This is a genomic window from Corynebacterium glucuronolyticum DSM 44120 (assembly GCF_030440595.1).
Lineage (GTDB): Bacteria > Actinomycetota > Actinomycetes > Mycobacteriales > Mycobacteriaceae > Corynebacterium > Corynebacterium glucuronolyticum.
Genome location: NZ_CP047452.1, coordinates 2193591 through 2220574, shown reverse-complemented (window position 1 = coordinate 2220574; position 26984 = coordinate 2193591). Strand labels below are relative to the sequence as shown.

At 51.0% G+C, this 26984-nt stretch carries 30 protein-coding genes and 3 pseudogenes; 19 read left to right on the top strand and 14 right to left on the bottom strand.

Going from position 1 to position 26984, the window contains the following annotated elements; translation table 11 throughout:
- Positions 1-220 precede the first annotated feature (220 nt).
- Positions 221-427, top strand: a complete 207-nt coding sequence (locus CGLUCO_RS09945) for a hypothetical protein (protein WP_084036081.1) — start codon at positions 221-223, stop codon at positions 425-427.
- Here the strand turns inward: CGLUCO_RS09945 and CGLUCO_RS09940 are convergent.
- From CGLUCO_RS09940 to CGLUCO_RS09925, 4 genes are all read right to left on the bottom strand, one after another.
- Positions 396-731: a DUF202 domain-containing protein gene (locus tag CGLUCO_RS09940; RefSeq protein WP_084036080.1), complete on the bottom strand. Its 336-nt coding sequence runs from the start codon at positions 729-731 to the stop codon at positions 396-398. The genes CGLUCO_RS09945 and CGLUCO_RS09940 overlap by 32 nt on opposite strands.
- Positions 728-1111, bottom strand: coding sequence for a YidH family protein (locus tag CGLUCO_RS09935; protein WP_198481478.1), 384 nt, complete (start codon positions 1109-1111; stop codon positions 728-730). The genes CGLUCO_RS09940 and CGLUCO_RS09935 overlap by 4 nt, the downstream gene beginning before the upstream one ends.
- A 253-nt stretch (positions 1112-1364) precedes the next feature.
- Positions 1365-1763, bottom strand: coding sequence for a globin domain-containing protein (locus tag CGLUCO_RS09930; protein ID WP_232621989.1), 399 nt, complete (start codon positions 1761-1763; stop codon positions 1365-1367).
- Between the two features lie 8 nt (positions 1764-1771).
- Positions 1772-2863: an App1 family protein phosphatidate phosphatase gene (locus CGLUCO_RS09925; RefSeq protein ID WP_084036079.1), complete on the bottom strand. Its 1092-nt coding sequence runs from the start codon at positions 2861-2863 to the stop codon at positions 1772-1774.
- A gap of 120 nt (positions 2864-2983) precedes the next feature.
- Between CGLUCO_RS09925 and CGLUCO_RS09920 the strand changes: the two genes are divergently transcribed.
- The 3 genes from CGLUCO_RS09920 (at position 2984) to CGLUCO_RS09910 (ending at position 6020) form a co-directional block, all read left to right on the top strand.
- A complete protein-coding gene (locus tag CGLUCO_RS09920; protein WP_143336846.1) occupies positions 2984-3808 on the top strand; it encodes a sce7726 family protein in 825 nt (274 codons plus the stop codon).
- Positions 3809-3824: 16 nt separating this feature from the next.
- The gene (locus tag CGLUCO_RS09915) at positions 3825-4829 is read left to right on the top strand and encodes a sce7725 family protein (protein WP_084036077.1); all 1005 of its coding nucleotides are present in this window, start codon (positions 3825-3827) and stop codon (positions 4827-4829) included.
- A gap of 453 nt (positions 4830-5282) precedes the next feature.
- Positions 5283-6020 (top strand): HNH endonuclease, encoded by a 738-nt coding sequence (locus tag CGLUCO_RS09910; protein WP_084036076.1) that lies wholly within the window; start codon positions 5283-5285, stop codon positions 6018-6020.
- A 12-nt stretch (positions 6021-6032) separates the two neighbouring features.
- Here the strand turns inward: CGLUCO_RS09910 and CGLUCO_RS09905 are convergent, their stop codons facing one another.
- The 8 genes from CGLUCO_RS09905 to CGLUCO_RS09880 form a co-directional block, all read right to left on the bottom strand.
- On the bottom strand, positions 6033-6200 hold the full coding sequence (locus CGLUCO_RS09905) for a hypothetical protein (RefSeq protein ID WP_159447574.1): 168 nt from the start codon (positions 6198-6200) through the stop codon (positions 6033-6035).
- A gap of 28 nt (positions 6201-6228) precedes the next feature.
- Complete coding sequence (locus CGLUCO_RS09900; RefSeq protein WP_143336845.1) at positions 6229-7002, bottom strand: hypothetical protein; 774 nt, start codon at positions 7000-7002, stop codon at positions 6229-6231.
- Between the two features lie 29 nt (positions 7003-7031).
- On the bottom strand, positions 7032-7457 hold the full coding sequence (locus tag CGLUCO_RS09895; RefSeq protein WP_232621990.1) for a DNA cytosine methyltransferase: 426 nt from the start codon (positions 7455-7457) through the stop codon (positions 7032-7034).
- A gap of 3 nt (positions 7458-7460) precedes the next feature.
- Positions 7461-7844: a DNA cytosine methyltransferase gene (locus CGLUCO_RS09890; RefSeq protein WP_232621991.1), complete on the bottom strand. Its 384-nt coding sequence runs from the start codon at positions 7842-7844 to the stop codon at positions 7461-7463.
- A 333-nt stretch (positions 7845-8177) separates the two neighbouring features.
- Positions 8178-8498 (bottom strand): integrase core domain-containing protein, encoded by a 321-nt coding sequence (locus CGLUCO_RS13065; RefSeq protein ID WP_363325314.1) that lies wholly within the window; start codon positions 8496-8498, stop codon positions 8178-8180.
- Positions 8455-8664, bottom strand: a complete 210-nt coding sequence (locus CGLUCO_RS09885) for an integrase catalytic domain-containing protein (protein ID WP_336244995.1) — start codon at positions 8662-8664, stop codon at positions 8455-8457. The genes CGLUCO_RS13065 and CGLUCO_RS09885 overlap by 44 nt, the downstream gene beginning before the upstream one ends.
- A gap of 2 nt (positions 8665-8666) precedes the next feature.
- The gene (locus CGLUCO_RS13060) at positions 8667-8993 is read right to left on the bottom strand and encodes an IS3 family transposase (protein WP_363325318.1); all 327 of its coding nucleotides are present in this window, start codon (positions 8991-8993) and stop codon (positions 8667-8669) included.
- A 44-nt stretch (positions 8994-9037) separates the two neighbouring features.
- A complete protein-coding gene (locus CGLUCO_RS09880; RefSeq protein ID WP_084036074.1) occupies positions 9038-9274 on the bottom strand; it encodes a transposase in 237 nt (78 codons plus the stop codon).
- A 156-nt stretch (positions 9275-9430) separates the two neighbouring features.
- On the opposite strand from CGLUCO_RS09880, the gene CGLUCO_RS09875 reads away from it, so the two are divergent.
- Together CGLUCO_RS09875 and CGLUCO_RS09870 are read left to right on the top strand one after the other, a co-directional pair.
- A complete protein-coding gene (locus CGLUCO_RS09875) occupies positions 9431-9817 on the top strand; it encodes an acyl-CoA thioesterase (protein ID WP_336244996.1) in 387 nt (128 codons plus the stop codon).
- Complete coding sequence (locus CGLUCO_RS09870; RefSeq protein WP_084036072.1) at positions 9814-10059, top strand: DUF8010 domain-containing protein; 246 nt, start codon at positions 9814-9816, stop codon at positions 10057-10059. The genes CGLUCO_RS09875 and CGLUCO_RS09870 overlap by 4 nt, the downstream gene beginning before the upstream one ends.
- A 512-nt stretch (positions 10060-10571) precedes the next feature.
- Here the strand turns inward: CGLUCO_RS09870 and CGLUCO_RS09865 are convergent.
- Positions 10572-11663, bottom strand: coding sequence for an App1 family protein phosphatidate phosphatase (locus CGLUCO_RS09865; protein WP_084036071.1), 1092 nt, complete (start codon positions 11661-11663; stop codon positions 10572-10574).
- A 225-nt stretch (positions 11664-11888) separates the two neighbouring features.
- On the opposite strand from CGLUCO_RS09865, the gene CGLUCO_RS09860 reads away from it, so the two are divergent.
- The 13 genes and pseudogenes from CGLUCO_RS09860 to CGLUCO_RS09800 all read left to right on the top strand — a co-directional run bounded on the left by CGLUCO_RS09860 (position 11889) and on the right by CGLUCO_RS09800 (position 25635).
- Positions 11889-12077 carry a hypothetical protein gene (locus CGLUCO_RS09860; protein ID WP_005394392.1) on the top strand — a complete coding sequence of 63 codons (189 nt, stop codon included), beginning with the start codon at positions 11889-11891 and terminating at the stop codon, positions 12075-12077.
- A 2-nt stretch (positions 12078-12079) separates the two neighbouring features.
- Entirely contained in the window at positions 12080-12715 is a 636-nt protein-coding gene (locus tag CGLUCO_RS09855) for a hypothetical protein (protein ID WP_084036070.1), read from the top strand.
- 159 nt (positions 12716-12874) lie between these two features.
- The gene (locus CGLUCO_RS09850; RefSeq protein WP_143336840.1) at positions 12875-13276 is read left to right on the top strand and encodes an acyl-CoA thioesterase; all 402 of its coding nucleotides are present in this window, start codon (positions 12875-12877) and stop codon (positions 13274-13276) included.
- Positions 13273-13800 carry a DUF8185 domain-containing protein gene (locus CGLUCO_RS09845; RefSeq protein ID WP_005394401.1) on the top strand — a complete coding sequence of 176 codons (528 nt, stop codon included), beginning with the start codon at positions 13273-13275 and terminating at the stop codon, positions 13798-13800. The genes CGLUCO_RS09850 and CGLUCO_RS09845 overlap by 4 nt, the downstream gene beginning before the upstream one ends.
- A gap of 511 nt (positions 13801-14311) precedes the next feature.
- Positions 14312-16303, top strand: coding sequence for a glycosyltransferase (locus CGLUCO_RS09840; RefSeq protein WP_331252980.1), 1992 nt, complete (start codon positions 14312-14314; stop codon positions 16301-16303).
- 40 nt (positions 16304-16343) lie between these two features.
- A complete protein-coding gene (locus tag CGLUCO_RS09835) occupies positions 16344-18341 on the top strand; it encodes a glycosyltransferase (protein ID WP_301386949.1) in 1998 nt (665 codons plus the stop codon).
- Positions 18322-18987 (top strand): hypothetical protein, encoded by a 666-nt coding sequence (locus CGLUCO_RS09830; RefSeq protein WP_143336917.1) that lies wholly within the window; start codon positions 18322-18324, stop codon positions 18985-18987. The genes CGLUCO_RS09835 and CGLUCO_RS09830 overlap by 20 nt, the downstream gene beginning before the upstream one ends.
- Positions 18987-19535, top strand: a complete 549-nt coding sequence (locus CGLUCO_RS09825; RefSeq protein ID WP_198481482.1) for a hypothetical protein — start codon at positions 18987-18989, stop codon at positions 19533-19535. The genes CGLUCO_RS09830 and CGLUCO_RS09825 overlap by 1 nt, the downstream gene beginning before the upstream one ends.
- Positions 19536-19684: 149 nt before the next feature.
- The gene (gene wecC / locus CGLUCO_RS09820; protein WP_005394405.1) at positions 19685-20932 is read left to right on the top strand and encodes a UDP-N-acetyl-D-mannosamine dehydrogenase; all 1248 of its coding nucleotides are present in this window, start codon (positions 19685-19687) and stop codon (positions 20930-20932) included.
- A gap of 973 nt (positions 20933-21905) precedes the next feature.
- A pseudogene (locus CGLUCO_RS09815) lies at positions 21906-22193 on the top strand (ATP-binding protein); the annotation flags it as partial.
- Between the two features lie 106 nt (positions 22194-22299).
- Positions 22300-22934: pseudogene (locus tag CGLUCO_RS09810) on the top strand (IS3 family transposase); the annotation flags it as partial.
- Between the two features lie 521 nt (positions 22935-23455).
- Entirely contained in the window at positions 23456-24370 is a 915-nt protein-coding gene (locus tag CGLUCO_RS09805) for a DUF6492 family protein (RefSeq protein WP_005394412.1), read from the top strand.
- 740 nt (positions 24371-25110) lie between these two features.
- Entirely contained in the window at positions 25111-25635 is a 525-nt protein-coding gene (locus tag CGLUCO_RS09800; protein WP_143336921.1) for a hypothetical protein, read from the top strand.
- Positions 25636-25785: 150 nt separating this feature from the next.
- Here CGLUCO_RS09800 and CGLUCO_RS09795 read toward each other — a convergent pair.
- Positions 25786-26973: pseudogene (locus CGLUCO_RS09795) on the bottom strand (IS3 family transposase).
- Positions 26974-26984: the final 11 nt, after the last annotated feature.

Below are 26984 nucleotides of genomic sequence, written 5' to 3'. Positions count from 1 at the left end.
TTATATCTGATGAGGAAATTGTGGTGAAACCTCGCGCAAACGCTGGAGGAGCCTCGCGCAAACCGTGGTGAAACCGGGGGCAAGGTTTCTACCTGCGGAAGTATGGGGTGAGCTACTTTTTGAGGGATAGCGGGTTTCACCTAGAAGATATGCGCAAAATATTGTGGGACGGCGTGTGGTGTGCGCACGATAGGATGGGCGGGGAAAGAGGCGCTGACGTATGACCGGCCCAGTTCTTGAGACGCTTTCGACAGATGAGACTCGCCGGAGGATGACCGACCTAGAAGAAAAGATTAAGCCGATGACTTTCGATGGTTACCGGCGCCTCCGCGATGCTGGCGCAATTCCCACAGAAGAGGAGGAAGATCTGGATCTGTACGAGACCTACGCCTGGCTCATCCAGGATTTGCCGCCAGCATCAGCGTGATCGTAATCGCCCCAAAGCACAGGACGAGGATCGTCAAGCTCAACACGCCAATGGCGTTGGGCTCGACGGAATCATCGTTGATGCCCTCCACCTTCACGGCGTAGCGGTGCCGCTGCGTGACCAGGATCGCGACCGCTCCTAAGAGCAGCACAAAAACCGCGATGAAGACAGCGGGGCTGAAGGTCTCTACGAACTTCACCAGCGTGGCTGAGCACACGCACGTAGCCAAAACGGTACGTGACCAGGACAGCGTGGTTCGTTCCGGCTGAAGTCCCGGGTCGTCGTGTGTAGGAAGCGTACTCATCGCAGGAACAACACGATCACGACGGCGCAGGCAACAAACGCTGCAGCGGACAAAAGCGGGACGATGGCGGGCATCGGTAGCGGGCGCTCATTGCGCATGGCGCGCTCCACGCGTACCCAACGAAACGCCGCGCCCCCGGCGATGAACATGCCGACCGCCGTGACGAACACCGCCAACCACATGCGCACCGTCGGCCCGAGTCCCGCGATGGGGAACGCCTCGATGGCCACCCCGCCGGCAAGAAACGCCAACGACGTGCGCGTCCACGCAAGAAACGTGCGCTCGTTGGCGAGCGTGAAGCGCGGGTCGGGTTCGCTCCCCGTGGGGAACACGGCGCGCGCGAGGCGGGAACGGTTATCGGGCTCAGTCACGCTCCCCATTGTAAAGGTCCTTTCGCTTGTCGACGCTACGCCCCAGCCCCCACGTCCCTCGCCCGAGCCCCTTTCTCCTTCGTCGTTTTCCTTCCCGAGGGGCTGCAAATCCTCGCGTAAGCCTTTGACCTGCTGTTTTTTATGTGCGGTTGCAAGGGAGATTATGATCCCTCGGCAAAGCAGTTTCTGGCACGGGACATCCTTGATGAATCGCCACTTCTTGCTGTGTACCGTGCGCGAGACTCGGAGGATTCACAAATATCTAGGTGTTCAGCATCGCCGCTGCGGCGCGGGTGAAGTAAGCCTCCATCTGCGGGCGTACGGACTCCGGGGTCTCCGCTTTATCCAAAGCGTGGCGCATATTACTAAGCCAGTGCTCCATCGCCTCCTGATCAACGGCAAAGGGCATGTGGCGCCGGCGCAGCATGGGCGCGCCACGGTTCTGGCGGTAGAGCATCGGGCCACCGAAGTACTGGATCAAAAACCACGCAAGCCGGTTGCGCGCACCCTCCAAATCATCCGTTGGGTACATGGGCAATAGCACGTCGTCCTCTCGTACGCCCTCGTAAAAGAAAGCGGCAAGGCGGTGGAAGTAGTCCTCACCAAGCTGTTGATAAATGGTGGCGGACATATCCTGCATGTGCGGGTTTCCCAAATCCATACAGGGAATTATACAAAAGGGGTCCTTTGGTATTCCTGGATGAGCGTGTAGCCATCTTGGGCCGTGATGGTGGGAATGTCTTGAGGCAAAGAGAGGTCCCGCTGAACCATGGAGCTCAAAGAGCCGTGGGAGAGAACGTGCTCGCGCCGGGAAAGCTCGCGGATAGCCACGCCCGCAACGCGCTCGGGATGATCCACCATCGCCTCGCCGTAGATAAGCGGATCATGCTGGCCATCATCGCCTACGAGGATCCAGCGGATCTGGGGAAACTCCAGCATGAGGTTGCGTAGCTGCACCTTCTTGTGCTCCTGGCCGGAGCGGAAGAGTCCCGTGGGAGTGGGGCCCCAATCGGTGAGGAGCATCGGCCCCACGGGAAGCTTGTGCAGGGTGAGGAAGGTTTCCAGCATCTCATAGGTGTTCCACGCCCCGGTGGAGAGGTAGAACACCGGCGCGTGCGGGTGATTCCCCAGCACATGCTGGTAGAAATCCCCCATGCCGGGCACGGGCTTGCGGGCGTTGGTGTACTGCACCCAGGACACGTAGGCGGCCTGGAGGCTGCGGGGGAGGTTGGTCACCATGATCGTGTCATCGATATCGGAGATGAGCCCCACCTCGGTCTCATCGGAGATGATGAGGACGCGTCCTGTCACCGGTTTTGCGTTCTCCGCCTCGATTCTCACCTCGTGCCAGCCGGGCTCGAGGCCGTGGTCGAACACGGTGACGTCGATGTAGCCGTTGGGATTCGTGCGCGTAGTGACCGTCTTATTCCCGCAGGTGACGCTCACGGGGAGGTCTCCCACCTGGATGGTGAAGAATTGGCGGAACCCCCGCTGGGCCTCCTTGGAGGCGCGGTGGGCCGATTCAAAAAAGTCGTCGACAAGCCCGAGCGCAGTGTGGGCCCCAGGAGGAATGATGGGGGAGTAGTCCGCGTCAAGCGTCGGATCCTCCATGAGAACCCTGCCCAGGATGTGCGCCTTGTGCCTAGAGCCGTACCCGGAGAAGCCGGTGATCGCCGGGCGCCAACCGGCGCGGGTGGAGCGAGCCGTCCCGATCTTATTTGTCAGCGCCTCCACACGGCGCGCGATATCCGCCAATGCCATAGGTTCATCGTAGCCCGGCGGGGCGATGGGAGAGGTGGAAAGTGCAGGCTGGTCATCGCCAGGGGATCAACCGAATGGAATACACTGAAATGCCAGACACGGTGTGCAAGGAGGCGTGCTATGAGTTCTGAAGGTGATCTGGCAACCTTGTTTTCCCCGTCCATGACTCGCACCTTCGCGATGGGTAAAGAACCTGCTTTGTTCAGGGAACTCTTGGAAGAAGCAGGTCTGAACAAGCTAGACGAGGCATTCAAGGTGCTGGCCAAGCCAGGCAACCGCAATGATTATGTGTTTCGCTCCGCAATCGTACAAAAGCTCGTAGTGGGGAAGAACAAGCTGACAACCTCGGCGCTGCTAAATGAATTTCGGGTGCGAAATTCACGGGTGGACATCGGGGTCGCTGATAGTACTCTCACTGCCTATGAGATAAAGTCGGACCGTGATTCGTTCGCACGATTGCACACGCAGTTGAGTGACTACGCCCGGTTCTTCCGGCAATGCTACGTGGTTGTTTCTGAAGCTCGTGTGAAATCGGCGATCCGCAATGTTCCCCCCTGGTGTGGAGTTATCTCTCTCACTGACAAGTTCACGCTTCGCACGGAAAAACCCGCAGAGGATCTCCTTAATTCCAACTGCCCTGAGGTTTTGTGCAACTGTTTACGCATCACAGAGGCTCGGCAGGTTGTCACCGCTTTAGACGGTTCGTTTCCTGATCTGCCCAACACGTTGCAGAGGACGTACGCACGAGAGTGCTTCGTGCGAGCAGATATTGCCGAATTAAGCGACACTGTTCGAACCACTCTTATAGCGTCTAGAAAAAGCTCCACCCAACGTGCTGAGGAAGTAAGAGAGCTACCCTCCGCGTTGCGTGCAGCGTACCTGGCTGCACACTTCAACAAGAAGCAGGAAAACAATTATTTTGCTACCCTAAGATCAATAATGTAAAAGTCAAGGGGGATAGGTGTATTTTCCGTACTTTAGAGGTAAACAATTCGAGCTTCTGGCGCTTCGTGAATTTTCTTCCCGCGATAGCGCTGTTCCCGCAGGGAGTTTTCAGCCGATTGTGGAACCGGTGAGAGAAAATCTCAATACCTTGCAAAAGACTCTTCTTGAGCTGTCCAAGAATGGGCAAAGGTGTCATGTTGTGCTCAATCCTCGCTTGGGGCAGCTGAGTGGGCAAGCCCTCAAATTGAGCGACCTGGCGCCCGAGGATATCACTGAGGAAGACCAGGACCTGGTGAAGAGATTCATCGTTCCAGCCGTTCTCGTTACCGCTGATCATCGTGCTGAGCAGTGGCTTCCGATCGCTTCGAGAATCGAAGGCGATGATATTACCCTGATCCACGATGGAACTGCCCGACTAGATGAGGAGGTGCAGGTACTGAGCCGTTTTGACAAGATCACCCATGTGTTTGTCGGAACTGGGTTGGACGTGTACGCGTTACGCTGCAAGCAGCTACGGCAAGAAAAGAACGACGATTTTGTACGGGTCCTCGACGGATTTAGGTCTGCTGATAGGAATAGCGAATACCCGGAAGATGATTTTTTCTCAGAAAATCATCTTACGTACGTCTATCAGGACTACCAGGGATTCGGCGATTTTCTCACGATCGGGGATTCCTATTCTGAAACAGGAGGACCTGCGAGGGCGGTAGCGATTCACCTCACATACATTGACAAAAAGGATCTCAATCGAATGCGTTGCAGACACTTCGTCTCAGATACAAATGATTCGCCGGACGATCCAGGCAACAAATTCCTCGAGGCGGACAAGAAGCTCGTCACTGCGGTTAAACAGCCTCGTACGAGCGTTGAACTAACTCCCGCAGTCGGAGAGTTTAAACGTCTTTTCCATCAGCAACACTTCCCGGGGCTTGGATATGTAAAGAAGCTATCGATGTTGCATCATCTCTACACTATGGAACACTTTTTGGGGGACAATCCATGCAAGGAAAACAGCAAGTAAAAGCTCAATGGTGTTGTGAGCGCCACTTCAACGATAGTTTCCTGAATAGAAACGTCTTCACCGCGCAAGACCGCACGTGCTTTATGTGCGGATCTCAAGGCGAAAGGGGAGCCCTGACGAGTATTTTGCGGCCCTTGTTTAGGTCAAGTCCATTTGTGTGGTGTATCAACTGTTCCGTCCGACCGCTTATATATTGATGCCATTGCCGAAACACTGTCTATTGAGAGTGGGCACTTCTGGCATAAAGCATTTGAACGCAACGAGACCGTCCAGGCCCTTCAGCGGATCGGAAAACAGCTTTCCCATGTTTCGCTACTCATAATGACTGTGAATGGTTCTGAACGCTCTGAGCTGGATCAAGTAAACATCGAATACCTAAATAAAATCATCAAAGCAAAATAGGCAATAGCCAAAACGTTCAATACAAGTGCTGATCCGGGTAACTTCTTTTCCATGAGTAATTTCGACTTTGCTCCTAACAAACACGAGTACCCTGTTGAGGCTTTTACACCGGACGGTGAGCTGTGGTGGGAGTTCACGCAACGCGGATTAACCGGAGTTGTGGCACGCATGGTCTCGTGGTTGCGCTGGAATGTCGAAATCGGCGGACGGTTCACCACTCGTCAACTTCGTGAGACTCTCGGCATCTCCAACGAGCATGCCCAGCGCCGCCAACGTGAGCTTCGTGACTACGGGTGGGAGTACCTATCCACCAAGGAAGAACCTAGCCTGGGCGAGGACTGCATTCTTGAGAAGTACGGATGGTGGCCTGGTGACGGTCCGCGTCCCAAGCGGGACACCATCTCCGCGAAAGTGCGCCGACAGGTCTTTGAACGTGACGGTGGACGGTGCGTGCTCTGCGGGCGTGCCGCAGGCGAGAAATACGATGACGGCTCGATTGTCGTGCTTACCGCCGGCCACATCAAAGCGAACTCACACGGCGGAGCTGCCACGCTCGATAACCTGCAAACGGAGTGCCGAGTGTGCAACGAGTCAGCCAAAGCTGACACGGGCTCTGCTGCTGATCCGCAGGCGGTAGTCGAGCAGGTCAAGTCATTGAAGAAAACCGACCGCCTGGAAATGCTGTCGTGGATTCGAGCCGGTCAGCGTTCCCGAACCCAACTCGACCGAGCCTTTGATGAGTATCGGCTCGGTGGCCCCTCGTGCAGCAGGCGGTCCTTGACTACTTAAAATCAGTTGAATCTAGATAGATTTGTATCCCGCATCAGCGAGAACGCGACGGAGCATGCTAGACTGGCGACCCCTCTGCTTCTTCTTGAAAAGCCGTGTCGAGTTTGCGAGGTTATCTCGGCGCGCCTTGGCAATTTCAGGGTCTACGGGAAAACTCCTGTCCACAAGTTTGTTTGCCATGGATGTACCTTTCATTTCGCCTTTTCTTTTAGTTTACATGTTTTCCACGTAAAGCTGCATCCAAAAATTGACCTATCAACTTGGCTGCAAGCAATAGATTCTGCTCATCATCTTCACTAAATGGAAATTCACTAGCTGTATCCATTGTGAGTAACCCGTATCCAACCTCCCCACCAGACCCCGTCACACAGGCCGAAACAAAACTCTTATAGTTTCTTTCCTTGATGTGGGATTCGGAACTAGTCTCTTGAGATGAATTTATTAGCTTCATAAAGTCATGGAACCGTGGGTCATCCTCATTATGTGTTTTCGCGGGTCTATGTTCGCAGCCAAAGGTATCTACTGGCGTGAAAAACTGCGGGTCACTCGACACGTCTAATTCAAAATAGATCACTCGAAGGCTTTCGATGTCATCATAAATTTGTTCCCCAAGACGTTGAATAATTTCCGCCCTAGTTTCGATAGCTCGCTCTTCTCGCTTTATGCGACTAAGAGAACTGTCAACAGGAATTTTAGAAATCAACTCCGCTGCTAATTTCAGCGTCTCCGTCTCCCGTTCACGAGCTCGAATCTCGAAAATTGACTCTTTAGCTTGATTCGACACTTTAATTGCCAATGGTACGGTTCCTAAAAGAATCAAAAATAAAGCTGCCCATGTATTCCAGTTCGATAAGAATTGGCCAATTCCGCCAGGAGCGCTTACAGCCTTAGAAAGAAAAATGCTCCCCAGCATTGGAAATATCCAAGGTCCGACTTCAATAGCAAAAGCTAGTGCCCTGGCAATCCATATTTTCCTACCCATGCAATACCAATCCAAGTCGCTAGGGCCGACTATCGGCCACTTTGATTACCATCGTAGTGAAAATCCGTAGTCTCAAAGGCCAAACGAATCTGCGTACCGACAGCCTTTGCCACGGGAGGCGGAAAAGCATTGCCAATCTGACGGCAGGCATTCGTCTTGCGGCCCGTGATCTCCCACGAGTCAGGGAAACCTTGAATACGGGCGAGCATCTTCGGGTTCATGCGAGGCTGACCAACGAAGCCCTTTTCTGGAGCTTCATCTGCGATGGTGGTGCCGATAACGTTCATCTCCAGCCAGGCTTTGCGTGCACGAGTAGGTCCCAAGTCCGGACCACCGTGCTTCTTCGATCCGCCCACGAGGGTTGGAGCAGTGCGATTCGCAGTCTTGGCCCAGGCTGCAGCACCTTCCCAGCCGTTTGCGCCCATGAGATCCACAACGGTCTCTCCCACGGTCACCGCTTATTCTGGGTGCTTCTCGGGCCACGTGAAGTTCGCCTTGTCCTCAGGATTCAAAGCTACAAGGATGGCACGCGGACGCAGCTGTGGAACCCCATAGTCTGCGGCGTGAAGCAAACGCCACTCCCCCTCGTATCCCGCGTCAGTTAGCCGCGCCAAAATTTCGTTGCGGTAGTCCTCGAACTTCGGATCGAGCAGTCCACGGACGTTTTCAAGCATGACTCCACGAGGCTTGATCTCTTCAATCAAATCAACAGCTCTAGTGAAAAGATCGCGCTCGTCTTCTTTGCCTAACTGCTTACCCGCAACGCTAAACGGTGGGCAGGGGACACCACCAGCGAACAAGTCAATGCCGTAAAGCTCAGGGGTCGGCTCCCACTCATTCAAGTCAGCTCCATTCAGGGCGGTTGTGACGCAGAGTGTTGGTGCCCCACGACTCCAACTCGATAAGAAGTTCATGCCTAAAGCCGGCCATTTCAAGACCCAATGCCTGTCCACCAACACAGACCTCGATGGACGAGTAGTTGTGATCCATGACTTCTCTTTCGTTGTGGCCGCATCGCCTCTCATAATGCAGCGATACGACCAGTTATTGCATTCGAGTAAAAAGGCTACCCGAGTGGGAGGACATGACCTCTAACTGCACAACCGAACAAACTTTCACGAGCCCAGTAGTCTCAGCCATCCACTGGGGTGGTCTGGTTTTTCGTGCCAGTCTGCTTAAGCGGCTTCCGGTGAATAGTGTTTCCGGTACTCCTGCGGCGATACAAATCCTAACGCCGAATGAGGATGGTATGTTTTATACCGGTTCGACCACAGTTGCAGGCAATGCCTCGCATGGGGGAGACCGTCGAAGCATTCCTGCTCGAACAACTCATCCCGCATCCGGTTGTGTAACGATTCCACAAACCCGTTATGCCACGGCTGGCCTGGAGGAATAAACGCCTGAATCGTCGCATCCTCACCAGCCCATTCTGCCAGTACAGACGAGATAAACTCAAGATCCGTTATCCATGCGTAGTACCCTCGGGCGTGTTCCATGCTTGCAGGCAACGACATCCAGCAATTCGGTGACTTTCACCGCGTCGATACTGCGTTCAAGGATGAACCCGATGTGTTCCCGGGTGTACTCGTCAATAATGTTGCACACCTTAAACGCTTTACCCCGGTAGTCGGAATCGAATTGGGAAATCCAGCGCCCACACATCATCAGGACACTGCGCGCGCTGCACCCTGGGGTGTTGGTTCGGGTAGTGTCCTACGCTTTTTACGTTTACGTGGCATCACGCGTAGCCCCTCCTGACGCCACAAGCGCCGGATAACATCCCGACCAACATCAAAACCCTCTTCGCGGGCTTTGACCCAGGTACGACGATACCCCCATCTCGGGTGGGAGGCAGCCCAACACACCAACCAGGCCCGTAGATCGGCATACTTATCAGTCGCTTGTGGATTACTGGTTTGTTTACGGGAGTGGTTAAAAGCACTTCTGGAAACCCCCACTATCGCGCAGGCACTACGTTGCGAGCATCCCATGGTATCAATCAGATACTGCACCGCTTCATACCGCCTGGTGGGGGTCAGAAGTTTCCCTCAGCCAACTCCTTGAGCGCAGCCTTTTCCAATTCGGATTGACCGAGTAGGCGCTTGAGCTTATCGTTTTCCTCCCGCAGTGCTTTCAGCTCCCGGGCTTGACGACGATCAAGCTGACCATAAGTTCTATACCACCGCGCCAGCGTGGCCTCACTAATCTGCAAATCACGGGCAACTTCAGCATTGGTGCTGCCAGCATCTTTCAACTTGGTGGCACGCTCCAACTAGATCACAATCTGTTCGGGGGTGTGCTTCTAAAACTTTTTCATCAAACTCCATCTTCCTATCCTCTACGGGATAATCAAGGAAGACACTCAAGTCAATTGAACCGAAAAACCCAGCCCATGCCACAAGGAAGGTGAGCACATGACTGAAGGCCAATCCATTCCACCCGGATCCCCATCCGCTGGAGCGATTTTGACCGCTACGGGCACCTCAACAACAACTCCTACATTGAGATCGCGCAAGAAGCCCGCGTGAAGTTCGCCCAGGACCAGTTCGTTGCCCGCAGCTACGACATGCCCACCGTCTTCGTACGACGGATCGGCGCCGATTTTATGCGCCCCATCATGCCCGACACCCAGGAGGCGGAGGTACGCACGCAGGTGGTGCGCGTGGGCAACACGAGCTTTGACACCCGCCAGGAGGTCCTCGACCACTCCGGCCACGTCTGCGCCGTCATCGAAGTAGTCAACATCTCCGTCGACGTCGAGACCTCCCGCCCCAAGGCGATCACCGCGCACGAGCTGAAAATCCTCACCAAATGATCGAGGAGGCTCTTCTCACTCGCGCTCGTGTTCTCTCCTCTGGTGCGCTCGTACGCACCCGTGGCCGCCAGGTCTTCGTCACCACGCCTTTCGACGTCCTCGCCTGCCGCACCGCCCCCGCCAATGTTCCGCAGCGCACCGCACGGGTTTCTACGCTTCTCGACGCTGAGTGGCAACGGAGTGGATATTCGACACGCGACGACGAGCTCCCACATGTAGGTGACGAAGGAGCGTGGCTGTAGCCCGGTGTGCTTCTTCCTTCCCGAGACCGGATTCGAGCCGTTGGATATGGTGAGCATGGAGGATGCGGTAGCGCTTGCTGAGGAAATCCCCGACCAGGTCTGCGGGCGACCAAGGTTCCCGCGAGTCTTATCAGCCGACAATCGCTCACTATCTCCGGCCTCGGCATCCCCAACTGCGTCATCATAGCTGCCCATTCCCTTGGTTTCCTCCCTAGCCCCATGTGGGTACCGCGTGATGGACGGTGGATAATATTAATGGGACGGTTGACTGGGGTAGAAACTTGCTTTTCCTAAGGCACAGGAATGGTGTGGAATTTGGGGGTTAAGGTGCAAATTGGCCAAGTAGCTAATGCCCTCAGAAGGGCTACTTGTCGCCTAGACATTGCCATGTACGGAGATAGATAAGGAACATTTCTAATCCTAAGTTCTGTTCGAAATGGACTTCGGTTCAAAGGGCATTGTACGAAAGTCCCAAAAACCCACAAAACCCCAACGCAATCCCCACCAGGAACCTACACAAACGGCTTCTTGTCGTACTCTTCGATGAGCGCGTACCCATCCCCGCCAGAGATCACGGGAATGCTCTTCGGCCGTGAGGGGTCTGGCTGCATCATCGTGGTCAACGAGCCGTGGGAGGCGAGGTGCTCACCCGGGGTGAGCTCCCTGATCGCCACGCCGGCGATCCGGTCCGGGTGGTCGCTCGACGCCTCGCCGTAAATGAGCGGGTCGTGCTGCCCGTCATCGCCCACAAGCACCCAGTTGATCTCCGGAAATTCCAAAAACAGGTTCCGCAACTGCACCTTCTTGTGTTCCTGCCCGGAACGGAACAGGCCGGTGGGCGTCGGCCCCCAGTCCGTCAGCAGCATCGGTCCCACTGGAAGCTTGTGCAGCGTGAGGAAGTTTTCCAGCATCTCGTAGGTGTTCCAGGCGCCGGTAGAGAGGTAGAACACTGGCGCGCCGGGGTGCCCGGCGAGCACGTGCTCGTAGAAGGCACCCATCCCGGGCACAGGCTTGCGCGTGTTGGTGTGGCGCACCCAGGAGATCCACGCCGCCTGCAGCGCCCTGGGGAGTTTGGTCACCATGATGGTGTCATCGATGTCGGAAACAAGTCCCACGCGCGCCTCGGGGGAGACGATGAGCACCCTACCCGTCACCGTTTTCGCGCCCTCGGCTTCGATGGTCACCTCGTGCCAGCCGGGCTCCAGCCCGTGGTTGAACACACGGATGTCGATGTAGCCGTTGGGGTTGGTGAAGGTTTCCACCGTCTGCTTGCCGCACGTCACACGAACAGGGAGGTCGCCGACCTGCACTGTAAAGAACTGTCTAAAACCGCGCTTCGCCTCCGCGGAAGCGTGCCGAGCTCTGTGCTCCATCTCCTCGATGAACCCCAGGGGCGTATGCGTGCTCGGGGGGATGAATGTCGGATCGTCGTCGTCCTCGTCGGGGTGAACCATGAGCACCCTCCCGAGCACGTGCGCCTTGTCCACGCTCCCGTACCCGGAGAATCCTGTTATCGACGGCACCCACCCCGCCTTGCGCGTACGAGCGTTTCCAAAAGCGTTGATTGCGGACTCAATCCGCCGCGCGACATCCGACACAGCCATAGCTCTATCGTACCGGTCACCGTACTTTTTGCTTGTCGACGATCACTCAGCCCAATCTAGGGGTAAGCCTTCCAAACAACGGGATTTTTGAACTCGGGCTGCTCCGAAGCCTGGTTGTGAGCACGTGGGTTCTAAAAATTTCCCCTTTGGGGGTTGGTGGGGATATAGACTGTGTATAGAACCAACTCAACAGGAAGTCCGAATTGGAGATAGGAGGCGTTTGAAATGTCTGCACCACTCTTGAGGCCACAGTCTCGCGAAGAGATTGAAAGAAAGATTGAGCAATTTGAAAACAAATACTCGGCAAAAGAGTTAGCTTACCTGCGCCGACTTCAAGCTGCTGGAGCTACCACTGCAGAAGAGGATCAGGAGCTTCATTCCTATGATGCCTGGCAGTGGGTACTCAACGGTTAGATATGGAGCCATCGATTTTCGCAGAGCAGGTTTTGTCCTTCACGGATGAAATCCGCGAAATTCTCGATGGCTGTCTCTTGGGAGAGCTGTGTTTTGAACAGGATGCCTACCTGCCGGAGGTGTACCGCATTGCTTTTAAAGTCAAGAAGCAGCTTCATGTTGCTTCTGTGGACGTGCCGGTGGCCGAGTTACATGTTCGATATGCCTTGACAGTGAATTCCACTGGTAATCATCTTGCTGTAAGAAACAGCAGCTTCAAGTTGGTTTACTCACGCGGTAAAGCTCAAAGCCCAGTCTTACGGTATGAATTTGACCGTGAAACTCGGAATAAGCCTTCCTCCCATCTGCATTTCCACTCAGAATCAGTTCCGATAAGCCTTCTACTTGCCTCTGCTGGTGAATATAAACAAGCCTTCGAACAGCAAAACATTCATTTTCCTCTGGGGAATAAGCGGTTTAGATTGTGTCTAGAAGATGTGGTGGAGTTTCTGATTAGGGAGCTTCATTTCACAGCCCAGCCTGGTTGGGACCAGGCTATAGCGAGAACTCGCGCCGACTATCTCAGAAAACAAACTGAGACAGTTATCAGAAAAAATCTAGATTTGGCACGCGAAATTATGGCAGAGGAAGCAGAATAATAACTACGTTTGCCTCCATGAACTATCTACGTGCACCGTAGCGAACTAGCGTATTTTTGTGGGATTTATCTCGTAAGTCCAAGCACTTCGTAACGCCCCAGTGACAAACTCGAAAAAATCACTAAAGTCGTACGGTACAACGCCTCGAAGGAGAAAAACGTGACCGAAGGACCTATCCACACAACGACGATTCCCGTGCGCTGGAGCGATTTTGACCGCTACGGCCACCTGAATAACAACTCCTACATTGAAATTGCGCAGGAAGCGCGCGTGAAGTTCGCCCAGGACGAGTTCGTTGCCCGCGGCTACGACATGCCGACCGTCTTCGTTCGCCGGGTCACTGCGGACTTCCTGCGCCCGGTCATGCCCGACACCCAAGAGGCCGAGGTGCGCACGCAGGTCGTCCGCGTGGGCAACACGAGCTTTGACACCCGCCAGGAGGTTGTCGATCACAATGGCAACGTGTGTGCGGTGGTGGAGGTCGTCAACATCTCCGTCGATGTGAAAACTTCCCGCCCCAAGTCCATCACCGCCAACGAGCTGAAGATCCTCACCAAGTGATCGAGGAGGCTCTTCTCACCCGCGCCCACGCCCTGGACACGCGGCCCATCGTGCGCACCCGTGGCCGACAGGTCTTCGTCACCACGCCTTTCGACGTCCTCGCCTGCCGCACCTCTCTCGTCGACATCCCGCAGCTAACTGCCACGGTCTCTTCGCTTCTCGACGCTCCCTCCACCAGCACCCCGCCCAATGACGCAGCCTTGCTATGGCCAGGGGCGCTCCCGCCAGAAAAAGGCTTTGAGCTCCGTGACATGATCCCCGTCGGCGATGCCCTCAACCTCGCAGAAGCTATCCGCGAGAACATCCGTGGGCTGAGCAAAGTACCGGCCCAGCTTCTCGACCAGGAATCACTCAAGGTTTCCGGCCACGGCATTCCGAACCGCCTGCTCCTCGCCGCACACGCGATGGGCTTCCTCCCGAGTCCGCTAGGGGTATCCGTAACTGAATTATGGGCGCGAATCGACTGCTTAAATGGAACGATCTACCAGGAGCTCTTCAAAGTAGAGGTCAGAAGAACATTTTGAGGAGCAGTTGCAGTGATGAGACAAGCATAATGTGGAATCGGGCTTGGAGTGTTTTCAACTTAGAAAAGATCACACAGTGTTCGGGAGATTTGTGGGAGTGAGCTGCTCTGGAAAACTGCCGAATTTAGTCAATCGAATGATCGAAAAAGCTTTGAAAATGCGTATATGAGCAGGTATTTTTCAAGTACGAGAAGTCAAAGAGAACAAATTTGTATAGTGATCGGGTGACACAATGACTTTGAATTTATGGATTATGCGACCAGTGCGTGAGTTGCGCAAAGACTGATTGAGAAAGAGTCAGAAACTACTAGCACCTGAAAGTCGGAAACACAGAAAATAAGTATCAGATACACGAATCCGACTAAAATGTCAGACTGTGATAATTAAGGTGTTAAATCTTTCGGTAAACGTTAATCAGCGGTAATCTAATTGTTGGTTCTGGAGCTGGCAAAATTAAAGCTCCGCCGATGAACGAGTACAACCTACAATTGCTTTAGAAAGTTTTCGAAAATTGCTCACGTTGTCTGCTGTCCTCCCTATTCGAAACCGAGATCCGGAGAGAGTATACCAAGCTGGGAAAAGTCTTCTGAACTCTGATTTTACGGGGAATATGGAGATCATAGTTTCAGACCTGGGGTCTGATAATGCCGAGGAGCTAAGAGCAGTAGCAAAGGAGCTTGGAGCTAAGTACATTCGAACGGAGCTAGATCATTGGAACAAACCTATTTGTCTAAATCGTGCGATTTCTGAAGCTTCAGGTAGGTTCATACTTTGTGCCGATATTGACGTAATTTGGCACCCAAAGGCGTTATCTCATGGGTTAGCTCGGGTAGCGGAGACCTCTACCGCGCGCGTCCTCGCATTTCAATCACGAGATTTACCTCGTAAACTAACTCCCCTAATCCTTAACAGTAAAAAAAATATCGATTTTGTCGACCTAGACAAGGTTGCAGTACTTCATTCCACATGGGGAAATGGAATTTTACTTTTCCCAAGAAGTCTTTGGCAAAGGGTCGGTGGATATGACGAGCGACTGAGTATATACGGTGTGGAAGACGTGGATTTTTGTCGCCGGCTTCAGTTCGCAGGTGCAAAGTTCATCTGGTCAGACCCGAGTGTGGCTAAAATTTTCCATGTTTGGCATCCCACAGTTCATTCGACTTCAAAGCCGAAAAGCTATGAGCGAGCTTTAAACAGAAACAAGGACGTATGGCGTCATGATTTTTCTGTGGTGAGGAATACTACTGGTTTGCCAGGGGATAGTATTGGTAGTGTTCCTTTAGTTTCTGTGGTGATTGCGACTTCTGGACGTTCTGAGCTTTTAGAGACGGCGATTTGTTCTGTTCTTTGCCAAACTGTTCAGGATTTTGAAATTATTGTAGTCGACGATGGCTGCCTTGATAACACTGAAGAGGTTGTCGATGGTTTTTCGGACCCTCGTATTAGGTATTTTGGTCTGAGTGAGCAGCGTGGGATTTCATACGCGCGTAATTTTGGTGGTGGGAAAGCTCGGGGTGAATTTATTGCGGTAATGGATGATGACGATATTTCTCTACCAAATCGTTTCGAGGATTCAATTGCGGCTATAACTCGTGGTCTTGACGGTTGTGTGGGAGGGTTTATCACTTTCCATAATGAGGATGGGAAAGTTTATTCCTGGGATGATCCTTTCCCGGATTTGCAGGGGGCTTTTGCCCAGGGTGGGTTTGCTGGCCATCCAACTTGGTTTTTACGGAGGGAAGTGTTTCAGTCTTTTTCGTACGATGAATCTTTTACATCTGCGGTAGACAATAATATTGCTATGCGGATGCTCGTGTCTGGTGTGCGGATGACGCATATGGGCAAGCCGGCTATTTTGCGAAGAGTTCACGAGGGGCAGGTAACTAATAAGGATAGCCAATTTCAGGGTTTTGGCGCAAAGCTCAATAAGACATGGTTATGGTCCGGTTATAATCGTGATGCTTACAATACGTTGGTTGTAGAGTCAAAGAAAAAGGCCCCGAAGAATGCTGCGCGATTGTATGAAATTGAGTATCTTCCGTATCTGCCAGACAATTTGGTGAGTCGCACTGTGGATGTGGATATTTGGTCTCAAGATGAATTGAACTTTGTGAAGAAACTTGAGGGGACGTCTGAGATTCTCACGGTTTGTGATTCTGGGGGGAACTTGGTTTTCGGAAGATTGCGGACGGTGGGGACGTGGCGAAATATGGCAAGATTGTCGCAGCAATCTTTGCATTTTGCGATCACAGGATTCGAGACAACTAGCGACTTGACTGCGAGGCATTATGTGCCAGAGAGACGTGCTTTTGCACGGGCAGTGCCATGGAAAGAAGTTTTGCAGAAATCAGATGAGCAAGTATTTAATCTTGAATACGGAAAGCTCGTCAAGGGGTTGTGGGAGGCGGAGAGTTATTCCTGCAATCGAGAAAAAGACAGTCAAACAGTAATCCTCAACGATCAACCCAGAAAAAGGTACCACTATGAAAACGTTGGATTGTAGGATAATCTGTAGCACACGACGTTCAGAAGGAAAATACTAGATGGCTCACGATTTGGGAGTGATTATCCCCTTTAGAGATCGCCCAGAGTGGCGTCTTGAACTCGCGATACGTTCAATAGCGAATAGTCGGGGGGAATTAGATGCCGAAGTCATTATCGTTGATTACGGAAGTAGAAAGCCTTACAAACTTTCATATGAATTGGTGAACCTAGAATCCGTTCGCGTAATACGTGTAGAGGCGGATTTTTGGGATAAATCTGATGCCATCAACCATGGCATAAAGGATTCAGATTGTAGTGTTTACCTGATTTCTGACGCAGACTTGATTTGGCCAGATGGAACAATCCCGTCAACCTATAAAAAGTTGATGGTGGACGAAAATTCTATGATCGCATTTGATGTGAGGTACCTCCGTGAAAACACTCCTAAGGAGCTAATTTTTACGGACAAATATGATCCGGCTGACTTAAACCAGTGGGCAGATCTGAATCCAAGATGGGGCGATGGTATCTGCATGGTCAGACGCGATGATCTCCTAAGGATTGGAGGTTATGATCTGCGGTATTCGATATACGGATACGAGGATAACGATCTAACACGTCGGCTGAGAGCTACAGGAATTCGAACCATTTGGGCAGATTTCTTGACTGCACCTGTCTATCACGTTTGGCATGTTCCGGTTGGAAAAGTGGTTTCTGTACAGGACCCAGCGGTTGGTCGTGCTTATCGTCGTAACAAACAGATTTTTGAAAATGATTTTTCTGTGGTGAGGAATACTACTGGTTTGCCAGGGGATAGTATTGGTAGTGTTCCTTTAGTTTCTGTGGTGATTGCGACTTCTGGACGTTCTGAGCTTTTAGAGACGGCGATTTGTTCTGTTCTTTGCCAAACTGTTCAGGATTTTGAAATTATTGTAGTCGACGATGGCTGCCTTGATAACACTGAAGAGGTTGTCGATGGTTTTTCGGACCCTCGTATTAGGTATTTTGGTCTGAGTGAGCAGCGTGGGATTTCATACGCGCGTAATTTTGGTGGTGGGAAAGCTCGGGGTGAATTTATTGCGGTAATGGATGATGACGATATTTCTCTACCAAATCGTTTCGAGGATTCAATTGCGGCTATAACTCGTGGTCTTGACGGTTGTGTGGGAGGGTTTATCACTTTCCATAATGAGGATGGGAAAGTTTATTCCTGGGATGATCCTTTCCCGGATTTGCAGGGGGCTTTTGCCCAGGGTGGGTTTGCTGGCCATCCAACTTGGTTTTTACGGAGGGAAGTGTTTCAGTCTTTTTCGTACGATGAATCTTTTACATCTGCGGTAGACAATAATATTGCTATGCGGATGCTCGTGTCTGGTGTGCGGATGACGCATATGGGCAAGCCGGCTATTTTGCGAAGAGTTCACGAGGGGCAGGTAACTAATAAGGATAGCCAATTTCAGGGTTTTGGCGCAAAGCTCAATAAGACATGGTTATGGTCCGGTTATAATCGTGATGCTTACAATACGTTGGTTGTAGAGTCAAAGAAAAAGGCCCCGAAGAATGCTGCGCGATTGTATGAAATTGAGTATCTTCCGTATCTGCCAGACAATTTGGTGAGTCGCACTGTGGATGTGGATATTTGGTCTCAAGATGAATTGAACTTTGTGAAGAAACTTGAGGGGACGTCTGAGATTCTCACGGTTTGTGATTCTGGGGGGAACTTGGTTTTCGGAAGATTGCGGACGGTGGGGACGTGGCGAAATATGGCAAGATTGTCGCAGCAATCTTTGCATTTTGCGATCACAGGATTCGAGACAACTAGCGACTTGACTGCGAGGCATTATGTGCCAGAGAGACGTGCTTTTGCACGGGCAGTGCCATGGAAAGAAGTTTTGCAGAAATCAGATGAGCAAGTATTTAATCTTGAATACGGAAAGCTCGTCAAGGGGTTGTGGGAGGCGGAGAGTTATTCCTGCAATCGAGAAAAAGACAGTCAAACAGTAATCCTCAACGATCAACCCAGAAAAAGGTACCACTATGAAAACGTTATATGCTGACAATAACTTCAACCAGGTTGGATTTTTTCCAACTCCAGAGGAGCAAGACGCATTTCCGAGGACTGTTGGTCTGTTTACTAACCTAGCCCCTACATACTTTAGCGGTGCGAGGAAGGGATTGGCCTGTTCTCTTGCATATTTGACATCGGTCTCTGGTTCTTTAAGCTTCAATAGTAAACTATCCCCGCTTACAGCATCTCTATTACAGCAGCTTTTGCCGTCTCGAGAAATTTTTATTGATACAGCTTGTATCGAGTTTAAACCAATCGATATGCAACTTGGTCAGTCTACTATGCACGTAAAGGCAGTTGACAGTCTAACAGAAGCTGCTAATTTCAGTTATCACCTTGGAAGGCAAGACAGTTTTGGTCAAACAACCTTAGCAGTGCTGAAAAATGATGGGGTATCTGGTTTTATTTCAATGCCTAGGCGACGCATCGTAGCTTCCAATTTGTGGATGTCTAGCGAATTGGAATATCCCCTTGACACCTTTTTGAAAACTTGCAGTATTGCGCTGATGTATTCAGAAGATCTGGTAGCCAATCGAATCGTGCTACACAACCAAGCCGACGGTGTCAGTAAACGAGATATAAACCTCATTACGGAATTATTTTATTCTGTTGGAATATCTTTGGAGATAAAATAATGGAAAAGCCTAATCAGATACGTTTCGATATTAGGAGTAGCTTAGATAGCCCCACTTTGACCCTCCGATTGGTTGGCATCAAACGTGCAATTCCAAAAAAGAGCTTGGTTTTGTACAGTCCAGGCATGAGGGCAGGTGGAAGCTGGGGCTATTCTGAGCCTCTTCAAGGCGCGTATCGCTATGTATCTCCTGATTCCTCAAGAAAGGAATTTTCATTCGGAATTGAAGGTATCGATTCCTTTGTAGCCGATGGGATAGTCCTGGTTCTGAGTACGTTCGGAAAGCTAAATTGCCCTTTGAAAGACGTTGTTGAATTCGTGGCGATAGATATCCATGGTTTTGAGAAAGGGACATGCGAAGAATGCGTAGAGTCCTATGAAATGAGTCTTCCAAGTGCTAGTTCCGCGAAGAACTTAGTACCCACAAGTAACCAATTTGTTGGACGTCGTTCGGGAGAAGTTGTCGCCAAAAATGGTAGCAGTCGGATGCGTGCACAGATTAAGAGAATTCCTGGTGCTGTGACTCTTTATAGAACACTTAAGGGCTAAAATGCTTAGATGGATTGATTTGTAGTTTGATTTCATGACGAGGCGCGCTGCGCCAACAGGTGTAGAAAAGGAAAACGTGGTTTTCGATTTTTCGCCCTGAAATATCAAACGGCTTCACAGGGAAATGGCAAAGCTGCTAAAGGAATTTCATGGATAAAAGTATTTGTTTTGTTGGCTTAGGCTACATTGGTTTGCCGACCGCGGTCGCATTAGCAAACTCAGGAGCTAACGTGGTTGGCTTTGACATTAATGAAAAGCTGATCGAAAAAATCAAAAGTGGGAATTTGAATTTAAAGGAGCCAAATCTCCGTAAAGAACTGAAAGTGGCACTGGATTCGGGGAATTTAAAGGTAAGCTCGAAAATTTCCAGCCATGATGTTTACGTAATTGCGGTGCCAACCCCTTTTCTCGAAGACCATTCCTGCGATTATAGCTACATTGACTCGGCTATTAGATCCATTTCAAAGGAGCTAAAGGGGGGCGAGTTAATTATCCTAGAGTCTACGTCGGCGCCTGGAACTACACGCCGTATAGCGAATTTGGTAAGTCATTTGCGGCCTGATTTAGATAAGGAAGTTAATAACCGGTCCGATTCAACGGAAGTTGAATTTGCCTATTGCCCAGAGCGAATACTGCCAGGTAACGCAATAAATGAGTTGCGATCCAATGACAGGGTAATCGGTGGTTTGACAGAGCGTGCAGCTATCCGTGCGAAGAAGTTCTACAAATCGTTTTGTCACGGTGAATTATTGCTGACTGACGCTGAAACTGCCGAAATGGTCAAATTGGTTGAAAACTCGTACCGCGATGTGAATCTAGCTTTCGCGAACGAAATCTCGATGCTTTCGGACAATTTCGATGTAGACGTACGAGAATTGATCCAATTGGCTAACCATCATCCTCGTGTAAATATTCTGCAGCCAAGCGCAGGAGTAGGTGGTCATTGTATAGCGGTTGATCCCTGGTTTCTCGTATCGAGCAACCCTGCGGAGTCAACCCTAATTGCCACTGCCCGAAAGGTGAATGATCGAAAGCCATTTTGGATAATAGACAAGATCGAATCTTCTGGTTTCATTGAAAGCCCCAGGTTAGCGTTACTTGGGATTACTTTTAAACCCAACATAGATGACCTTAGGGAATCGCCAGCACTGCGTATTTGCGAAGAGCTAGCTAGAGAAAACCCCAACACACTTTTTGAAATTGTAGAGCCGAATCTCTCTGAACTTCCTAGTAGCCTTTCAAAATTTCCTAATGTGGAACAAATAGACTTAGGTGTAGTTGTTGACAGCAAGGATCCACTCGTAGTTCTTGTTGCTCATGACGAGTTTAAGGCTCTGAGAGAGCTAAAGGAAGGAAAAATTCCGATTCTTGATTTTACAGGTATATTGCATGGGTAAAATCGAGCTGCTCTATGGTGGCGTGGAATAAGATTCATTTTTGCGAAATCGTTGTTCCTGTCGAAAAATCTTTTCCATTTTAGGTGTCTACTGGTTAAGTTGGTGTTCACCCCTGGAAAATGGAGAGCTTGAAGAGCGTATTCCGACTTAGGCCACGTGCAGGTGATGAGGATCACCTGCACGTGGCCTAAGTCGGGATAGGTTTCCAGTCTCATGTTGGTGCCGTTGAGGTTGAAGATTTTCTGCTTTGCCGATAATGACGGTTGAGCAGTGATTCAGCGATGACGGTGTCGGGTGTAACCCGACTTAGGTCATTTTAGTGCCCCCTTGGTGGGTGGAGGAAGTTGTTGACGAGGGTTTGGATGTTGTCGGGTAGGGTACGGTGGCATGGATGGTTTGTCCGTTGACTTCTAGTTCGAAGCTGCGGTAGCGGCGGGGTGTTCGTGCCAGTTTCTTGAGTGACATGCCGGAGTACTCCGCCATTTCGTGAGCGACAACGAGTGCTGCGGTGACGATGGTGATGTGGGCGTTGATGGAGTCCTCGGTGCGATGATAAATGGGGAGGGCTTTCAGTGACGGGTGCCGGTGTTCGGTACAGGGTTTCTTGTATCGGGTACTGCGGAATCTGTGTATCGGGTACCGGAGACGACCTGTGCACAGTGGATGCGAAATAGGGGTTGTTGGTACTGGTTGTCTGCGTAGTTGGTGTAAAGTGTCAGCACCTCGTGCACGGTGAGTGTCATCAGGTGGTGCACACTGGATGTCAGGAGGTTGTGCACACTGTGTCTCATGGGTGTGTGTACAGTCCTGCGTGTTGTATTGGAGTAGTTCGTCTGGGCTAATGGTGGAGAATCGCTTTTGGGCATTTTCGCGTTTGATACGCCATTGTTTGGGTGGATCCTTCATCCACACCCCTTTTATGTTGTAGGAGTTGATGTATGCCTTTGTCTTTGCAATAGCGACCACAGGAAGCGACAAAATGAGAAAACTATGCAACATCGATGTGCTTATCATCGATGACTTCCTCACCATCGGAATAGACCAACGCGGACAAGAAGACCTAACCCGCATCGTATTCGAAAGAGACGGGCGTCTGCCCATCATCGTCTCCTCACAATCCACCGCCGCATACTGGCGAGAAACCCTCCCCAACCCAGTCGGCGCAGACTCGCTAGTAAGCAGACTCAACAATGGTCAACGCATCAAAATTGGCCAATACGATATGAGAAAACACCTCAACACCCAAAACGCCGAAAACTAACCCACCCCTGGCCCCTGCCTCACACTGGCAGGGGCCAGTACCAACAACGCACAACCCCCCAGTACCACATCAACACAAACCCAGTACCAACTCACCGCTCTTGGCACGTGTGGCCAGGATCATGAAGAATGTGGGCCTTTGCGGGTATACCAGGCGACGAAGAGTAAAAACTACCGTGCGGGCTAAGGGCCGACATGTGTTTGCTGACCTTGTACGCCGCAGGTTTTACGCCGAAAAGCTGAACAAGCTTTATGCCCACGGACATCACCTACCTGCCTATCGCTGACGGGTCGAACATGTATCTGGCGACAGTATTGGATTGTTGTTCTCGCAGGCTTGTGGGCTTTGCTTTTCAATGACCACATGCGGAGCTTGCTTGTGATTGAGGCCTTGAACAATGCATGCGCCACCCGTAGAAGCCTTGCAGGATCGGTGTTTCATTTGCGACCACGGCAGTGTGTATACCTTAAGATGAGTTCAAGAAAACCTGCAGCGACCTTGGTGTCACCCAATCGATGGGGTCTGTGGGAACCAGTGCTGATAACACGTTTGCTTCAGTCGTTTAACTCCACGTTGAAAAGAGAGGTACTTCAGGATCGGGAAACCTTTGCAAACCAGCTTGAATGCCGCAGACAAGTGTTCCGGTGGTGTGCCCGCTACAACACATCCAGGCGCCACAGTTGGTGTGGCTATGAGACCCCGAACACTTTCGAGGAGAAACAGATGTACCGTGTCGCCTAACCACGTCTGCTAAGATCAAACCCAATTAATTTTTCACCCCAGGTGTCCACATCCAAGGGGTCGGGTCCCTGTCACTCCATCATCCGATTGTGTCCGACACCAAAAATAGTTTATGAAACTGTGCCCAATGTCATGACACTAGGCATAAACAATGTCATGAGATCAAGCGTGCAAAAGGTAGTGACACATAACACCAACAACGCAAAACCCCCAGTACCACATCAATACAAACCCAGTACCAACTCACCGCTCCTGGCACACTTCCCGGTGAATCCCCATCCCTCCCTTAGTTAACCACAACCAATACCCGCACGGGTCAATAGCAGGAAAACTGCATGCACATATCCGTAATACGACTTCAAGGTGTAAAATAGTGTGTTAATCCAACGTAAAGTGGTACCGGTGCCAATATTTTCTCTTTTCATCCAACACTCAATCAAATCCACTACGATGATCAAACAAAAAAGGGAAAGCCCGGTCTCCGCTTTGCCAGAAAATAGCGAAAGAGGAAGGCAACTTTAATGCGGAAAATTGCTCTAGTTACAGTTACTTTCAAAGATGACTTTAGACTCACCCTTTTACAGGCAATGTCTATCGACCGTCTGGTAGATTTGTCAACAATTTCGAGATATATCTTGATCGTTAATTGCACAGACGCTGATTTTCAAGCTCACCATGATTGGATCGTAAGCAGCTTAGAAAAGGCGATCTCCACAGAGTTGCTGGCTAAAACTCAAATTCTCAAATGGACAGATTTCTTCCCAGAAAGTCTAAGGATTGGATTCTACGATCAGCAGATCCTCAAACTTTCGGTAGCCAAATTCATATATGAACCATATTACGTCCTACTCGATGGAAAAAATCACTTCGTCCGAATCGCTTCCAGCGATTCTTTTTTTAAAGACGGAAAACCGATTGCACAAATCGTAAATACGTCAAAATATTGGGAGACTAATGCACAAGGTTCTTTCCGGGCGCTTCAGGTAGACAATCCTGAAAAGTACTGGGAAAAAATGATTCCATCGATAACCCCATTTGTAATGAATACAAAAGTCGTTAACCAGCTCCTTGATTACATCCATGCGACATATGGACAGAGTCTCCCGGAATTTTTTAAAGGTAGGGAAGGTACAGCAACTGAGTTTCTCCTCTACTACAGTTTCCTCTGTAAAGTGGACAAGCTTGCCGATTATTACTTAACAGAACATACACAAGTACATACTTTGTTCGTCATCTCACCCGAAGATCCAAAAATACTAGATCGAATGGTGCGGGAGGCAAGTAACCGAGAGGTGCTAATGTTTGGCCTCCATCGCAAACGAATCCCAAACCTAAGCAACGTTCAAAGGGAATCAATTCTTAGCATGTGGAAAAACTCGATTCTCTATGCTTGGGAGGACGCTTCCTGGTTTATGAAACTAGAAGAGGGGCTCTAAAGCACAAGTTAGGAGCCTTATTTCTCCTAACATTTGGCGCATCATGATGAACGTTGGGAAGCAGCACGGAGCGGACTGTGAAGCGCTAAGAATTAGGCTCTATTAACGCCCCATAGACCAGATCCTCAGTCGTGGATCTTCGGGTTTGAATACACAACTCTGATCGTCACATCCGGACGATACACACTGCACCGAAGACTTTAGTAACCTTTCTTGCTTGCTACAAGCTGCCCAAGGTCGCTCGTACCAAACAGCTTCAACTCACCTCGTGGCGAAGAAAATGTATGATGCTACGGCCCAATGTTTAGTAGCTGTTGCGGGGAGTTCGAAAAGCGGATGCGGATCGGCCACGTTTCGATTGAGACTAAAGTGAACCTGTCGATTCGGGGCAGGTGGTAGGTTGTGTTCGCGTTGTTGGTAGGGGGTTTCCGGGTAGGTGGTAGGGGTGGGGTTTTGTCTCATAGTTGTGGTTGGTGGCATCGGAATTCGCCGACGTTGCGTCAAATTCGATTATGGGAGGAGATAGTCCCCGCAATGCGAAATAGGGGTTGTTGGTACTGGTTGTCTGCGCAGTTGGTCTGCGTAGTTGGTGCGTAGTTGGTACTGGGGGTGTGCGTAGTCGGTGTTATGTGTCACTACTTTTTGCACGCTTGATGTCATGGCATTGTTCACGCCTAGTGTCATGACATTGTGCACAGTTTCATGAACTATTTTTGCTGTGTGTCGGACACAATCGGATAATGAGTAAGGCAATTCCTCCGGAGATTCGCCGGAAAATTATTGAGTTCGACCCTTTCGACGGTCACGGTCTATCTATCACCGCGTTTTGTGAACAGTTGAAGATCTCCCGCCGCACGTTCTACAACAATCGTGCCCGATACGATGAAGAAGCAGGTGGCGCGTTGCATCCTCATTCCAGTGCCCCGATCAACCCAGCAAGAACCTACGACGAGCATGTGACCACAGCACTGCTTGCGATCCGTAAGCGTTTGAAAGGCCAGGGTTGGGACTATGGTCCCATCTCCATTCGGTTTGACGGTATTGCATCAGGAGAGCTAACGGATCCGGTGCCTTCCGTATCCACGATTGCTCGCCTGTTGCGGGCGGCGGGAGCTGTGGAATCCAACCCGAAGAAACGCCCCACAATCACCCGCGTTCGTTTCCAGCGTGGTCAAGCCATGCACATGTGGCAAATCGATGGGTTTTATTATCGCCTCCACGATGACAAACGAACACCTGTCACCATCTATCACATCAATCGATGATGCCACCCGCTTTGATGTCGGCACCTGCGCCTATGCGGCACACGAAAACTCCACAGAGGCCACAGATGCCGTGCGCAAAGCCGGACCCGACCCCTTGGATGTGGACACCTGGGGTGAAAAATTAATTGGGTTTGATCTTAGCAGACGTGGTTAGGCGACACGGTACATCTGTTTCTCCTCGAAAGTGTTCGGGGTCTCATAGCCACACCAACTGTGGCGCCTGGATGTGTTGTAGCGGGCACACCACCGGAACACTTGTCTGCGGCATTCAAGCTGGTTTGCAAAGGTTTCCCGATCCTGAAGTACCTCTCTTTTCAACGTGGAGTTAAACGACTGAAGCAAACGTGTTATCAGCACTGGTTCCCACAGACCCCATCGATTGGGTGACACCAAGGTCGCTGCAGGTTTTCTTGAACTCATCTTAAGGTATACACACTGCCGTGGTCGCAAATGAAACACCGATCCTGCAAGGCTTCTACGGGTGGCGCATGCATTGTTCAAGGCCTCAATCACAAGCAAGCTCCGCATGTGGTCATTGAAAAGCAAAGCCCACAAGCCTGCGAGAACAACAATCCAATACTGTCGCCAGATACATGTTCGACCCGTCAGCGATAGGCAGGTAGGTGATGTCCGTGGGCATAAAGCTTGTTCAGCTTTTCGGCGTAAAACCTGCGGCGTACAAGGTCAGCAAACACATGTCGGCCCTTAGCCCGCACGGTAGTTTTTACTCTTCGTCGCCTGGTATACCCGCAAAGGCCCACATTCTTCATGATCCTGGCCACACGCTTGTGGTTTAGAGGAGTAGAACCTGGATCATCATTAAGTTTAAGCCGTGATGCGTTTTGCACCGTAGCAGCCGTTTTCACGGCGGAAAACCTCCTCAATCTTCACACCTAAAAACGCATCTGACAAAGCCTTGTGACCCCGCCTTTCGCGTCTACTACGCCAGGTGTTGTAGCTACTGCGGTGAACCTTCAAAACAGCACACATCCGCTTGACCGAGTACACGGTGCGGTGGTCGCGGGCAAACCTTCAAGCGGATCACCAGTTTGTCTCTTCCGCGAAATATTTCGTGGCCTTGACCAAAATATCCCGCTCCTCACGAAGCCTCGCATTGTCTTTCCTTAACCTGCGGATTTCCTTTTCCACAGTGGGATCAACATCCGGCTTCTCCACAGCAACAGGTGTTGTCTTCTTACCAGTTCCAAACTGGTCAATCCAATAACGCAGTGTGCCTCGATTGATCCCCACATCCTTGGAGACCTGGCTCATCGACACATCGGGGTCGTTTGTAACGGAGTGCCTTCGAGTAGCGGTCGCGGGTTGGTCGGGTAACAGTTTGGGGGCTA